Annotated in this window: 12 protein-coding genes; 6 read left to right on the forward strand and 6 right to left on the reverse strand. The window is 70.2% G+C overall.

Going from position 1 to position 13,598, the window contains the following annotated elements; all coding sequences use genetic code 11:
* Positions 1–268: 268 nt before the first annotated feature.
* Positions 269–2,239, forward strand: coding sequence for a 2-oxoacid:acceptor oxidoreductase subunit alpha (locus ACFRMN_RS03845; protein ID WP_383012686.1), 1,971 nt, complete (start codon positions 269–271; stop codon positions 2,237–2,239).
* Positions 2,232–3,290, forward strand: coding sequence for a 2-oxoacid:ferredoxin oxidoreductase subunit beta (locus tag ACFRMN_RS03850; protein ID WP_383012689.1), 1,059 nt, complete (start codon positions 2,232–2,234; stop codon positions 3,288–3,290). Before ACFRMN_RS03845 ends, ACFRMN_RS03850 begins: the two co-directional genes overlap by 8 nt.
* A gap of 69 nt (positions 3,291–3,359) precedes the next feature.
* Here the strand turns inward: ACFRMN_RS03850 and ACFRMN_RS03855 are convergent, their stop codons facing one another.
* On the reverse strand, positions 3,360–3,770 hold the full coding sequence (locus ACFRMN_RS03855) for a winged helix-turn-helix transcriptional regulator (protein ID WP_383012691.1): 411 nt from the start codon (positions 3,768–3,770) through the stop codon (positions 3,360–3,362).
* A 107-nt stretch (positions 3,771–3,877) separates the two neighbouring features.
* Between ACFRMN_RS03855 and ACFRMN_RS03860 the strand changes: the two genes are divergently transcribed.
* Positions 3,878–4,738 carry an SDR family oxidoreductase gene (locus tag ACFRMN_RS03860; protein ID WP_383012694.1) on the forward strand — a complete coding sequence of 287 codons (861 nt, stop codon included), beginning with the start codon at positions 3,878–3,880 and terminating at the stop codon, positions 4,736–4,738.
* A 276-nt stretch (positions 4,739–5,014) separates the two neighbouring features.
* On the forward strand, positions 5,015–6,055 hold the full coding sequence (rarD, locus tag ACFRMN_RS03865; RefSeq protein ID WP_383013041.1) for an EamA family transporter RarD: 1,041 nt from the start codon (positions 5,015–5,017) through the stop codon (positions 6,053–6,055).
* A 10-nt stretch (positions 6,056–6,065) separates the two neighbouring features.
* On the opposite strand, the gene ACFRMN_RS03870 is transcribed toward rarD, so the two are convergent.
* Positions 6,066–6,680 (reverse strand): CGNR zinc finger domain-containing protein, encoded by a 615-nt coding sequence (locus ACFRMN_RS03870; RefSeq protein ID WP_383012697.1) that lies wholly within the window; start codon positions 6,678–6,680, stop codon positions 6,066–6,068.
* A 21-nt stretch (positions 6,681–6,701) separates the two neighbouring features.
* On the opposite strand from ACFRMN_RS03870, the gene ACFRMN_RS03875 reads away from it, so the two are divergent.
* Together ACFRMN_RS03875 and ACFRMN_RS03880 are read left to right on the forward strand one after the other, a co-directional pair.
* Entirely contained in the window at positions 6,702–7,166 is a 465-nt protein-coding gene (locus ACFRMN_RS03875; protein ID WP_383012700.1) for a VOC family protein, read from the forward strand.
* Positions 7,167–7,369: 203 nt separating this feature from the next.
* A complete protein-coding gene (locus ACFRMN_RS03880; RefSeq protein ID WP_383012703.1) occupies positions 7,370–8,779 on the forward strand; it encodes a M28 family metallopeptidase in 1,410 nt (469 codons plus the stop codon).
* A 132-nt stretch (positions 8,780–8,911) separates the two neighbouring features.
* On the opposite strand, the gene ACFRMN_RS03885 is transcribed toward ACFRMN_RS03880, so the two are convergent.
* From ACFRMN_RS03885 to ACFRMN_RS03900, 4 genes are all read right to left on the reverse strand, one after another.
* Positions 8,912–9,871, reverse strand: a complete 960-nt coding sequence (locus tag ACFRMN_RS03885) for an ABC transporter permease (protein WP_383012706.1) — start codon at positions 9,869–9,871, stop codon at positions 8,912–8,914.
* Complete coding sequence (locus ACFRMN_RS03890; RefSeq protein ID WP_383012709.1) at positions 9,858–10,841, reverse strand: ATP-binding cassette domain-containing protein; 984 nt, start codon at positions 10,839–10,841, stop codon at positions 9,858–9,860. The genes ACFRMN_RS03885 and ACFRMN_RS03890 overlap by 14 nt, the downstream gene beginning before the upstream one ends.
* 157 nt (positions 10,842–10,998) lie before the next feature.
* On the reverse strand, positions 10,999–12,306 hold the full coding sequence (locus ACFRMN_RS03895; RefSeq protein WP_383012712.1) for an outer membrane lipoprotein carrier protein LolA: 1,308 nt from the start codon (positions 12,304–12,306) through the stop codon (positions 10,999–11,001).
* Positions 12,307–12,553: 247 nt separating this feature from the next.
* Positions 12,554–13,564, reverse strand: coding sequence for a polyprenyl synthetase family protein (locus tag ACFRMN_RS03900; RefSeq protein WP_383012715.1), 1,011 nt, complete (start codon positions 13,562–13,564; stop codon positions 12,554–12,556).
* Positions 13,565–13,598 lie beyond the last annotated feature (34 nt).

The following is a 13,598-nucleotide window of genomic DNA, read 5'->3' on the forward strand; positions in this document are numbered from 1 at the left end:
GAAGGTCCTGCCTGGCGCCTCGTCAGCCGCACACGCGGGATGCGTGGTGGGACGAAAGCCCTAGAACTAAAGGATGAGAGCGGAACGACCTTCATGAATCCCATCGGGGGTGGGCAAAATATGACAAATTGGCGCGCGAGAACGTCTCAAACTGGCGTCCATCATTCGATCAGTCAAGGGAAGGCGACCCTTACCGACGTAGGGTGGCTTCCGGGACTGCCGGGCGGCCGGCCGGTCCCGAGCCGCCGCCCGAGGGAGGTCCAGTTCAGTGACCAGCCAGGTCAGTAGCCCAGCCGAGCAGGCCGATGGGGCCGACGACGCGAGTGAGAGCGATCGCGCCGTCGGTGACCAGCGCGCGCCCGCGTCCGGACAGGAGGGCGCAGGCGAGAAGGAAGTCCGCCGTCTGGACCGGGTCATCATCCGTTTCGCGGGTGACTCGGGTGACGGGATGCAGCTGACAGGTGACCGGTTCACCTCGGAGACGGCGTCGTTCGGGAACGACCTGTCGACCCTGCCGAACTTCCCGGCCGAGATCCGGGCTCCCGCCGGGACGCTGCCGGGCGTCTCCTCGTTCCAGCTGCACTTCGCCGACCACGACATCCTCACCCCGGGTGACGCACCCAATGTGCTCGTGGCCATGAACCCGGCCGCGCTGAAGGCGAATATCGGCGATGTGCCGCGCGGCGCGGAAATCATCGTGAACACCGATGAGTTCACCAAGCGCCCGATGGCCAAGGTCGGCTATCCGACCTCACCGCTGGAGGACGGCTCGCTCGACGGCTACCAGGTGCACCCGGTGCCGCTGACGACGCTGACGATCGAGGCGCTCAAGGAGTTCGGTCTCTCCCGCAAGGAGGCCGAGCGCTCCAAGAACATGTTCGCGCTCGGGCTGCTCTCCTGGATGTACCACCGGCCGACGGAGGGCACCGAGAGGTTCCTGCGGGCCAAGTTCGCCAAGAAGCCGCAGATCGCGGAGGCCAATGTCGCCGCGTTCCGGGCCGGGTGGAACTTCGGGGAGACCACCGAGGACTTCGCGGTCTCCTACGAGGTCGCCCCGGCCAATACCGCGTTCCCGACCGGCACGTACCGCAATATCTCCGGGAACCTGGCGCTGGCGTACGGCCTGATCGCCGCCGGCCACCAGGCGGACCTGCCGCTCTACCTCGGCTCGTACCCGATCACCCCGGCCTCGGACATCCTGCACGAGCTGTCCCGGCACAAGAACTTCGGCGTACGGACCTTCCAGGCCGAGGACGAGATCGCGGCCATCGGCGCGGCGCTGGGCGCGGCGTTCGGCGGATCCCTCGCCGTCACCACCACCTCGGGCCCGGGTGTGGCGCTCAAGTCGGAGACCATCGGTCTGGCGGTCTCGCTGGAGCTGCCGCTGCTGGTCGTCGCCATCCAGCGCGGCGGTCCCTCCACCGGACTGCCGACCAAGACCGAGCAGGCGGATCTGCTCCAGGCGATGTACGGGCGCAATGGCGAGGCCCCGGTGCCGGTGGTCGCGCCGCGGACCCCGGCGGACTGCTTCGACGCCGCCCTGGAGGCCGCGCGGATCGCGCTGACCTACCGCACCCCCGTCTTCCTGCTCTCCGACGGCTATCTCGCCAACGGCTCCGAGCCCTGGCGGATCCCGGAGACGGACGAACTGCCCGATCTGCGGGTGCGGTTCGCGACCGGGCCCAACCACGAGCTGGCCGACGGCACCGAGGTGTTCTGGCCGTACAAGCGCGACCCACAGACCCTGGCCCGCCCGTGGGCGGTGCCCGGCACACCGGGTCTTGAGCACCGAATCGGCGGGATCGAGAAGCAGGACGGCACGGGCAATATCTCGTACGACCCGGCCAACCACGACTTCATGGTGCGCACCCGCCAGGCCAAGATCGATGGAATCCAGGTCCCCGATCTGACCGTGGACGACCCGGACGGCGCCCGCACACTGGTCCTGGGCTGGGGCTCCACCTACGGCCCGATCACCGCCGCCGTCCGTCGGCTGCGCAGGGCGGGCACGCCCATCGCCCAGGCGCATCTGCGTCATATCAACCCCTTCCCGCGCAACCTCGGGGAGATCCTTGGCCGTTATGACAAGGTCGTCGTGCCGGAGATGAACCTCGGCCAGCTCGCCACGCTGCTGCGGGCGAAGTATCTCGTCGACGCCCACTCGTACAACCAGGTCAACGGCATGCCGTTCAAGGCCGAGCAGCTGGCCACGGCCCTCAAGGAGGCCATCGATGTCTGATGCGAACGAGTTGCTGACGCTGGTCCCCAAGGCCGAGGCCAAGCAGTCCATGAAGGACTTCAAGTCGGACCAGGAGGTCCGCTGGTGCCCCGGCTGCGGTGACTACGCGGTGCTGGCCGCGGTCCAGGGCTTCATGCCCGAGCTGGGCCTCGCCAAGGAGAACATCGTCTTCGTCTCCGGCATCGGCTGCTCCTCGCGCTTCCCGTACTACATGAACACGTACGGGATGCACTCCATCCACGGCCGCGCCCCCGCCATCGCCACCGGCCTGGCGACCTCGCGCCGCGATCTGTCGGTCTGGGTGGTCACCGGCGACGGCGACGCGCTCTCCATCGGCGGCAACCACCTGATCCACGCGCTGCGGCGGAACGTCAACCTCAAGATCCTGCTGTTCAACAACCGGATCTACGGGCTGACGAAGGGCCAGTACTCACCCACCTCCGAGCTCGGGAAGATCACCAAGTCGACCCCGATGGGTTCGCTGGACGCACCCTTCAACCCGGTGTCGCTGGCGATCGGCGCGGAGGCGTCGTTCGTGGCCCGTACGGTCGACTCCGACCGCAAGCACCTCACCGAAGTGCTGCGCCAGGCCGCCGACCACCCGGGTACCGCGCTGGTGGAGATCTACCAGAACTGCAATATCTTCAACGACGGCGCCTTCGAGGTCCTCAAGGACAGGGAGAAGGCCGAGGAAGCCGTGATCCGGCTGGAGCACGGGCAGCCGATCCGCTTCGGCGTGGAGGGCAAGAAGGGCGTGGTCCGCGACCCGGCCACCGGTGATCTGGAGGTCGTGGCCGTCACGCCCGAGAACGAGTCGCGGATCCTCATCCATGACGCGCACGCGGCCAGCCCCACCACCGCGTTCGCGCTGTCCCGTCTCGCGGACCCGGACACGCTGCACCACACCCCCATCGGGGTGCTGCGCAGCGTCGAGCGGCCCGTCTACGACACCCTGATGTCGGACCAGCTGGACGCGGCCGTCGAGCGCCAGGGCAAGGGCGATCTGGCCACGATGCTCGCCGGTGGCGACACCTGGACCGTCGTCGGCTAGTCGGCCAAGCACTGTGCCAAGGCCAAGGCTCAGGGCTGGAACGTTTCGGTTCTCCGGGGCCCGGATCTCCTACGAGGTCCGGGCCTCGTCGTATGCCTGACGGGCCTTGAACACGTCGTCCAGCCGCCGTTCCGTCCAGCGCCCCAGATCGCACACATACTCGGCGGCCTCCCGGCCCAGCTCGGTCAGGGAGTAGTCCACGCGCGGCGGGATCACGGGCTTGGCATCGCGGTGGACGAAGCCGTCGCGCTCCAGGGTCTGGAGTGTCTGCGCGAGCATCTTCTCGCTGACCCCGCCGATCTCTCGGCGCAGTTCGCTGAAGCGGTACGAGCGCTCCAGCAGGGCGCCCAGCACGAGCACCCCCCAGCGGCTGGTGACATGCTCCAGCACCAGCCGGGAAGGGCAGATGGACGGGGTGACGTCCGACTTCGCCGACTTCTCCGGCCTCTCCGGCTTCCACGCCTGCTTACTTACGGCCATGCCAGTACCTTACTTCAAGGTGGGTACTTTCGCTTGGTTAGTGTCGACCCTAGGGTGAGCACCAGAGAGTGCCGATCCGCGCATATCCACCCGAACTGGAGCCCCCCATGAGCATCGTTGTCACCGGAGCCACCGGACAGCTCGGCCGGCTGGTCATCGAGTCCCTGCTGACCGACGGCGTTCCTGCCGACGGAATCGCCGTCGTCGTAAGGAACGAGGAGAAGGCCGCGGGTCTGGTGGCGCGCGGTGTCGAGCTTCGGGTCGCCGACTACAGCCGGCCCGAGACGCTGGCGGACGCGTTCCGGGCCGGTGACCGTGTCCTGCTGATCTCCGGCAGCGAGGTCGGGCAGCGCGTGCCGCAGCACACCGCGGTCATCGACGCCGCGCGGGCGGCGGACGTGGCCCAACTCGCGTACACCGGCGTACTGGGCGGCCCCCAGGCCGACTTCGACCTCGCCGCCGAGCACAAGGCGACCGAGCGGCTGATCCTCGATTCCGGGCTGCCGTACACCTTCCTGCGCAACGGCTGGTACACCGAGAACTACACCGCCAACCTCGCGCCCGTGCTGGAGCACGACGCCGTCGTCGCCGCCGCGGGCGAGGGCCGGATCGCCGCCGCCGCCCGCGCGGACTACGCCGCCGCGGCGGCGGCCGTACTGACCGGTGAGGGGCATCTGAACAAGGCGTACGAGCTGAGCGGCGACACGGCGTGGTCGCTGGGCGAGTACGCGGCGGAGCTCTCGCGGCAGACCGGCAGGACCATCGCGTACAACAACGTGCCGGCCGAGACGCTTCTCGGGATCCTCACCGGCGCGGGGGTGCCCGAGCCGATGGCCGCGATCCTGGTGGACGTGGACCACGCGATCGAGCGCGGGCTGCTGGCCGGCACGACGGGGGATCTGGCCCGGCTGACCGGCCGCCCCACCACCCCGCTCGCCGACACGGTCGCCGAGGCGCTCAAGGGCTGACTCCCCGGGACGGCTCCGGGGCCCGGGGTGCGCGCGCCCCTCCTCCCGCATCGCGTCATGACCGTATGACGATACGGACATGACATCGCGGCCCGCGCGGCGCTACCTTCGTGGGGGCGCCGTGCCGGGACGGCGCGTCTGTGGCGGGGAGGGTCAGTGAAGGCGGACGGCGACCAGCGGGCAGGACTACCGGCCCAGCGGGCGGGACTGCCGGTCCAGCGGGCAGGACTGCCGGTCCAGCGGGCGGGGCTGCTGTATGGGATCGGTGCCTACGGGATGTGGGGACTGGTGCCGCTCTACTGGCCCCTGCTCGAACCGGCCGGGGCGATGGAGATCCTGGCCCACCGGATGGTCTGGTCGCTGGCGTTCGTCGCCATCGGGCTGCTGGTGCTGCGCCGCTGGGCCTGGATACCGGAGCTGATACGCCGGCCCCGCAAGCTCGGACTCATCGCCGTGGCCGCCACCACGATCTCCCTCAACTGGGGTTTCTACATCTGGGCGGTCAACTCCGGCCGTGTTGTCGAAGCCTCGCTGGGCTACTTCATCAATCCGCTGGTAACGATCGCCATGGGCGTTCTGCTGCTCAAGGAACGGCTGCGGCCCGCCCAGTGGACGGCGGTCTTCGTCGCCGTGGCCGCCGTGCTCGTCCTCGCCGTCGGCTACGGACAGCCGCCCTGGATCTCGCTCGTACTGGCCTTCTCGTTCGCGACCTACGGCCTGGTCAAGAAGAAGATCAACATCGGCGGTCTGGAGTCGCTGGCCGCCGAGACCGCGGTCCTGTTCCTGCCCGCACTCGGCTATCTGGTGTGGCTGGGCGCGTCCGGCTCGGCCACCTTCGGCTCGGAGGGTACGGGCCAGATGGCCCTGCTCGCCGGGACGGGCGTGGTCACCGCGCTGCCGCTGATCTGCTTCGGCGCGGCGGCGATCCGGGTGCCGCTGTCGACGCTGGGACTGCTCCAGTATCTGGCGCCGGTCTTCCAGTTCGTGCTGGGGATCACGTACTTCCACGAGGCGATGCCGCCGGAGCGGTGGGCGGGCTTCTCGCTCGTCTGGCTGGCCCTGGCGATCCTGACCTGGGACGCGCTGCGGAACGCGCGGCGTACACGGTCGGAGGCGCTGCGCCTGGCGTCGGAGGCGGCGACGGCGACGGCGACGGCGACGGCCTCAGCCTCCGGGTTTCCCTCTGCCTCGGCACAGGCGGGAGGCCCGCTCCCGGTCACGGAGCCGGCGCCCTCCCCCGCCGCCATGACCACCACCGGTACCCCCTCGGAATCACCCGGCACACCCGGCGCGCCCGGCACGCCCGGCTCCCCGTAGAGCCTCTTCCTCAGGTGGTGTCGGTGCGGGCGCGGTGGGCCCGCACCTTGTTGCGCGTACCGCACCGTTCCATCGTGCACCAGCGGCGGTGGCCCGGCCGCGACGTGTCGACGAAGAGCAAGTAGCAGTCATGCGCGGCGCATTCGCGCACCCGTGTCGCGAAGGGCCCGGTGAACAGGTCGACGGCGTCGCGCGCGACGGTCGACAGCAGTCCCGGCCCGGTGGCGCCCGGGGCCCAGGCGCGGGTCCCGTCGGACGCGATACGGGGCACGAGCGGGGGCTCGGCCGCCGCGGCGTTGATCACCGCGAGGTCCGCCGCCGCCAACTCTCCGCCACGGGCACGGTCCAGGGCCAGCCGCAGCAGCGCGTCCCGCACCGTACGGGCGTCCCGTACATCCTCCTGCCGCAGCGACAGCACCCGTTCGAGCCCCGGCGCGAGCCGGCTCCGTCGTACCCACTCCACCAGCGCCGCGGGGTCGTGCAGCACCTCGTGCCGCGCGTATATCCCCGGGCCGCCGGTCATCAGCAGCTCCAGGCAGAGCGTGCCCGGGTCGAACCGGAAGGGGCGGCCCCCGTCGAGCGGCTGAAGAAGCATGCCCGTCCTGCCTGTTGCGGGCTCTGTCATGTAACCAATATAACTGGTTACATGAATTCGTCTGCCAAGCCCGTGCACTGGAAACTCGTCATCGACGCGGCCGATCCGCACGCCCAAGCCGGCTTCTGGGCGGCGGCTCTGGGCTATCTCGTCGAGGACCACAGCGTCCTGGTCGAGAAGCTGCTGAGCCTCGGCCACGTGACGGACGCGGACGTCCTGGAAGCGCACGGCCGCCGGGCTTGGCGGGATCTGGCCGCCGTCCGCCATCCGGACGAGCCGTACGAGGAGGAGAGCGGCATGGGCCTGGGCCGCCGGATCCTGTTCCAGCGTGTGCCGGAGGCCAAGACCACCAAGAACCGGATCCATCTCGACCTGCACCCCGGTCCCGGTCAGCGGGAGGCCGAGGTCGAACGTCTGGAGGGGCTGGGAGCGACGGTGGTCCGCCATGTGAAGGAGCCCGGCGGGGAGTGGGTCGTGATGGCGGACCCTGAACTCAACGAGTTCTGCGTGGCCTAGGACGTGTTGCGAAAGTCCCGTCCGGTCAGCGAACACCACTGACCTGTTTACGCTCTTGACGGCGAGTCAAGCTCTCCCCGAGCATTCAGCACGCACAGCGCACCACCAGCAGCACCCGCACAGCTCCAACGCCCCGCGACGCCGTCGTCGTGGGGCGTCTCGCACGTTCCGTCCTGTCCTCGTACGGAATCCGGAGCCCCCACATGAAACTCTCCGTTCCCGGAGCCCACCGCATACCCGGCCGGCCCGTCCGACCCAGCCGAATACCCACCCGCGCCGCGGTCGCCGGACTCGCCGCCGCCGGGCTGCTCGCCGCCGCCGCGCCCGCCGTGTCAGCGGCGCCCGCCGCGCCTCCGGTCTCCACGAGACCGGCGCAGTCCACGCCCGCCGCGTCCTCCGCGTCCACCGCGCTCGCGGCCCCCGACATACCGCTCGCCAATGTCAAGGCGCATCTCACCCAGTTCTCGTCCATCGCCGCCGCCAACGGCGGCAACCGCGCCCATGGCCGCGCCGGCTATCTGGCCTCCGTCAACTACGTCAAGGGCAAGCTGGACGCGGCCGGGTTCACCACCTCCGTACAGCAGTTCACGTCCGGCGGCGCCACCGGCTACAACCTGATAGCCGACTGGCCGGGCGGCGATCCGAACCAGGTCGTGATGTCCGGTTCGCATCTCGACTCGGTCACCTCGGGCGCCGGGATCAATGACAACGGATCAGGCTCCGCCGCCATCCTGGAGACCGCCCTCGCCGTCTCCCGGGCTCAGCTCCAGCCGGCGAAGCATCTGCGGTTCGCCTGGTGGGGCGCGGAGGAGCTGGGTCTGGTCGGTTCGCGGTACTACGTGAACAATCTGCCGACCGCCGAGCGCGCGAAGATCAGCGGATATCTGAACTTCGACATGATCGGCAGCCCGAACGCCGGTTACTTCGTCTACGACGACGACCCGACCATCGAGCAGACCTTCAAGGACTACTACGCGGGCCTCGGCGTCGCGACGGAGATCGAGACCGAGGGCGACGGCCGCTCGGACCACGCTCCGTTCAAGAACGTGGGCGTCCCGGTCGGCGGGCTCTTCAGCGGCGCCGACTACATCAAGACCGCCGCGCAGGCACAGAAGTGGGGCGGCACCTCGGGGCAGTCCTTCGACCGCTGCTACCACTCCTCCTGCGACACCACGGCCAACATCAACGACACGGCGCTCGACCGCAACAGCGATGCCGTCGCCCACGCGGTCTGGACGCTGTCGGCGAACTCCTCCGGCCCGTCGGGCGAGGTCTTCGAGACCGTCGACGATGTCACCATCCCGGACAACGGACCCACCATCACCTCGGCGGTGACCGTCTCCGGCCGTACGGGCAACGCCCCCGCCGCGCTCAAGGTGGGTGTGGACATCAAGCACACCTGGCGGGGTGACGTGGTAATCGACCTGATCGGCCCGAGCGGGACGGTCTACCGGCTGAAGGACTCCAGCGGCAGCGACTCGGCGGACAACGTGATCGCCACGTACACGGTGAACGCGTCGAGCGAGACCGCGAACGGCGTCTGGAGGCTGCGGGTCCAGGACGTGGCCGCCCAGGACACCGGCTATATCGACAGCTGGCGCCTCACCTTCTGAGACCGCGACCGCTCTCCCTGAGACCGCGGCTGCCCGCGTGCTGCAATCTGTGCGCACGCGGGCAGCCGCTCGTATCTCCCGGCCTCCCGGCCCCCGACCTCCCGGCCCCCGGCCCCCCGGGTCGGGTGCGGCTCAGGCGTTGATGTCCTTCGTCGTGAAGCGCGCCCAGGCCGCCGAGCCGAACACCGCCGCGTACAGCGCCTGGAGCCCCAGATTCCGGCCGATGTCGTCCCAGTAGAACGGCTCGCGCAGCAGATCCGCGAAGGACAGCCAGTAGTGCGGGAAGAGATACGGCTGTATCGCGTGCAGCTGCGGGATCGTGTCCAGGATCTGCACCGTGATCAGCAGCCCGACGGTCGCCGCCATCGCCGCGATCCCGCTGTTGGTCAGGGTGGAGACGAACAGACCGACCGCCGCCAGCCCCAGCAGCGAGGCGGCCACGGCCACCGCGATCAGCAGGGCCCGCAGCAGCCCGTCGCCGAAGGAGATCCGGGTGCCCGAGATCGTGGTGACATCACCGAGCGGGAAGAGCAGCGCGCCGACGGCGAGCGCCGAGGCCGCCACGACGAGCGTCGCGACCAGGCAGAAGGCCAGCGTGGACGCGTACTTGGCGAGCAGCAGTCTCGTACGCCCGGCTGGCGCGACCAGCAGATAGCGCAGTGTTCCGCCGTTGGCCTCGCCCGCGATCGCGTCGCCCGCGATGACCCCCACCGCCATCGGCAGGAAGACGGGCAGCGTCGCGGCGAGCGCGGCGAAGACCAGGAACAGTCCGTTGTTGGTGATCTGCGTCAGGAACGCGGGTCCGTTCGCCCCGCCACCCGGGCCCACTCCCCCGCCGTCGCTCGTCTCGATCTTCACGGCGATCCCGATGAGGACGGGTACGGCGGCGAGCACACCCAGCAGCGCGAGGGTCCGCCAGCGCCGGAAGGTGGTGGTCAGCTCGGAGCGCAGCAGCCCGAACGTCCACCACAGCCGGCGCTCCCGGTCCCGGGCCGGGGCCAGGGGCTCCAGCGCTTCCGTCTCCAGCGCTCCCGCCCCCGTCCCCGCCTCAGCCGCGGTCCCCGTCCCCGTCCCCGCCTCAGCCCGCGACATCGAAGCCCTCCCCCGTCAGCGCGACAAAGGCGTCCTCCAGCGAGGCGCGCTCCTGGCCGAAGGCCCGGACGCGCACCCCTGCCCGTACGAGCGCCGCGTTGAGGTCGGCGGGGTCCACCGGCTCCGCCCCGCCCGTGGGCAGCTCCCCGCTCACCCGGTCCTCCGCCACGACCACATCGGTGACCCCCAGCTCCTTCAGCACCCGGGCGGCCTCGCCGGGGTCGGGGGTGGTGACGGCCAGCCGGCCCCGGGTCCCGGCCGCCAGCTCGGCCACCGGCCCCTGCGTGATCAGCCGCCCCTGGGCCATCACGGCCGCGTGCGTGCACACCTGCTCGATCTCGTCGAGGAGATGCGAGGAGAGGAAGACGGTCGTGCCGTCCGCCGCCAGCTCCCGTATCAGGGTCCTGATCTCCCGCATGCCCTGCGGGTCCAGCCCGTTCGTGGGCTCGTCGAGCACCAGCAGCCGGCGCGGTCGCAACAGCGCCGACGCGAGCCCGAGCCGCTGTTTCATGCCGAGGGAGTACGCCTTCGCCTTCTTGCCCGCGGCGGCGGTCAGCCCGACCCGGTCCAGGGCGTCGGTCACCCGGGCGCGGCGGGTACGGGGATCGGCCGTCGGGTCGGCGGAGTCGTACCGTACGAGGTTGTCCCGGCCCGACAAGTACCCGTACAGCGCGGGCCCCTCGATCAGGGCGCCGACCTGGGGAAGTACGGCGCGGGCCGCGCGGGGCATGGGCCGGCCGAGGAGCGAGGCCGAGCCCGCGGTCGGCTCGATCAGCCCCATCAGCATCCGGATCGTGGTCGTCTTGCCGGACCCGTTGGGTCCGAGGAAGCCGAAGACGCTGCCGCCGGGGACGGCGAGATCGAGCCGGTCCACGGCGAGCTGCCCGCCGCGGTACCGCTTGGTGAGTCCACGCGTCTCGATCACATCGATCTCATCACGCGCATCGATCTCATCGAGCACGGCTTTCATCTCCCTCCTCGGTCACCCATCGGCCGGTCACCCATCGGCCGGTCACCCATCGGCGGGTCACCCATCGGCGGTAAGAGAACGGACCGGGCCCGGTCAGCGTTCCGCCCCGCCGTACGGAGCGTACGGCGGGGCGGAACATGCCGGACCTGCCGGATCGTTACTTCGCCTCGTTGGCGGCCTTGACCAGCGCGTCCTGTGTCACCGCGCCGACGTACACCGTCCCGTCGTCCGTCATCAGGGCGTTGATCAGACGGGTCTTGAAGACCGTGCCCGAGCCGAACTTCCCGGTGACCTTGTCGCCCAGCGCGTCCAGGAACCGCTGCGCCTCGGCCGGGACATCGCCCGGCTTCGCCGCGTCCGCACCGGCCGCGCCCGCGATGCCCTCGCCGGCGCCGGTCTTCAGCTCGTAGACGGCGTTCCAGCCCTCGCCGATGACCTTCGGACCGCTCTGCTCCTCGGTCCCCTTGGCGCCGTCCTCACCCTTGGGCAGCTCCCGGGCTCCGTTCTTGCCGTGCTCGCCCAAGCCCCCGTCCTCGCCCTGCGTCACCTTCGCGCCCTTGGGCGGAGTGAAGTCGAACGTGGACGCGGCGGGCTTGGAGAAGTCGACCTCGGTGAAGCCGACGTCGACCACGGCCTTGCCACCGCTGCTCGGCGACAGCGTGAACTTCAGCGGGGTACCGGTCTCCGCGTCGACCGCGACCTTGATCGAGCCGACCGTCGAACCGCTCTGCTTGGGCTTGATGAGCAGCTGGTACGCATCGCGTCCGGCGACCTTCGCCGTACCGCCGACGCTCACGGATGTCGTGTCGCCGGCAGCCTTCAGCGCCTGCTCGGCGAACTCCTTGGGGGTCGCCGGGATGTCCTTCAGCGCGTCCTTGGGCGCGTCCTTGGGGGCGTCCTTCTCACCCCCCTCGGCCGCGTCCTTCGGGGCGGTCGCGTGGTACGCCTCGTTGGAGGCGCTGTCGTACGCCCAGACCTCGCCGCCGTTGTGGATCACGCTGTACTCGGCGGCGGTGTCGCGGATCGAAAGCCGCTGCTTGTCGGGGCCGTCCACCGCGACCCGCAGCGTGTGCGTGCCGGAGCTGAGCTCCATCAGCTTGGCGTTCGGGTCCGCCGACGAGCCGTCGGTGGGACCCGATCCGCCCGGCCCGCCCTTGCCACCGGCGAGCGCGCCGCCCGCCAGGTCGCCGAGGCCGGCCAGCGACGGGAGCCCCAGGTCCGTGGTGATCTTCACGGAGCCCGAAAGCCGCTCGGTCTCCGACGCGGCGATCTTCTCGATGAGTTGCTGCGCGCTGATCTCCGGCAGTTCGGGGTCGCCGGTCGCGGCGAGTGCCGGGACGAGCCCGATGGTCGCCGCAGCCACCCCCGCCACCGCGACGGGGAGCGCGTAGCGCGCCGCCTTGCGGCGGCCCTCGCCGGGCTCCCTGTCCTCCTCGGTGATCCGTGCGCTGTCGTTCGGTGCCATGTGTGCCCTACCTCCGTGGTCGGCGGCCTTCCGTCCCGTGCACTCGTCCACTCCGCGCCGCCAGTCTCACCCGAATTGGTCAGGAGTGGTATTGACCATCTGACCAAACGGCCCCGCGAAAGGCGTCAGACCGGGGGCGCAACTTGCCCTACTGCTCTGGGATGACATACCGATGAGATGCTTCCCGCATCCACTAGGGGGAAGACAGGATTCCGCCGACTCACGCGACGTCAGACCACGCCGTGCGTCAGCCCGCCCGGTGGACAACCGCGTCGCACAGTTCGAGCAGCGCGGACTTCGCGTACCCCTCGGGCAGCGGCGTGAGCGTCGCCCGCGCCTCCTGCGCGTACCGCACCGTGTCCCTGCGCGCCTGCTCCAGGGCGGGATGCGCGCGCAGCAGCCGCAGCGCCTCCGAGAGCCGCGCGTCGTCCGCCAGATCGCCGTCCAGCAGCTCGACCAGCGCGAGGTCGTCGGGTCGGCCGTACGCCTCGGCCTGGGCGCGCAGCAGCAGCACAGGCAGCGTGTGGATGCCCTCGCGCAGATCCGTGCCGGGCTTCTTGCCCGACTCGTGCGAGTCGCTGGCGATGTCGAGGACGTCGTCCGCGAGCTGGAAGGCGACGCCGAGCCGTTCCCCGTACTGGGTGAGGATGTCGACGACCGACTCGTCCGCGCCTGAGGTCATCGCGCCGAAGTGACAGGAGACGGCGACCAGCGAACCGGTCTTGCCGCCCAGTACATCGAGGTAGTGCGCGACCGGGTCGCGTCCGTCGCGCGGTCCCGCGGTCTCCAGGATCTGGCCCGTCACCAGCCGTTCGAACGCCTGGGCTTGGATCCGTACCGCCTCGGGCCCCAGGTCGGCCAGGATGTGCGACGCGCGCGCGAAGAGAAAGTCACCCGTGAGGACGGCGACCGAGTTGCCCCAGCGGGCGTTGGCGCTGGCCACGCCACGGCGGACCTCCGCCTCGTCCATCACGTCGTCGTGGTACAGCGTCGCGAGATGGGTCAGCTCGACGACCACCGCCGCGGGGACGACACCGGGCGCGTACGGATCGCCGAACTGTGACGCGAGCATGACCAACAAGGGCCGGAAGCGTTTGCCGCCCGCCCGTACCAGGTGCTGGGCCGCCTCCGTGATGAAGGGCACGTCGCTCTTGGTGGCATCGAGCAGTCCCGCCTCGACAGCCGCCAACCCGGTCTGGACATCGGCCTCAAGAGCCTGGTCCCGCACGCTCAGCCCGAACGGCCCGACGACGGTCACGAGAGGTACTCCTGTCTGCTGACGATCACACGGA

This window comes from Streptomyces sp. NPDC056835 (genome assembly GCF_042789485.1).
Classification (GTDB): domain Bacteria; phylum Actinomycetota; class Actinomycetes; order Streptomycetales; family Streptomycetaceae; genus Streptomyces.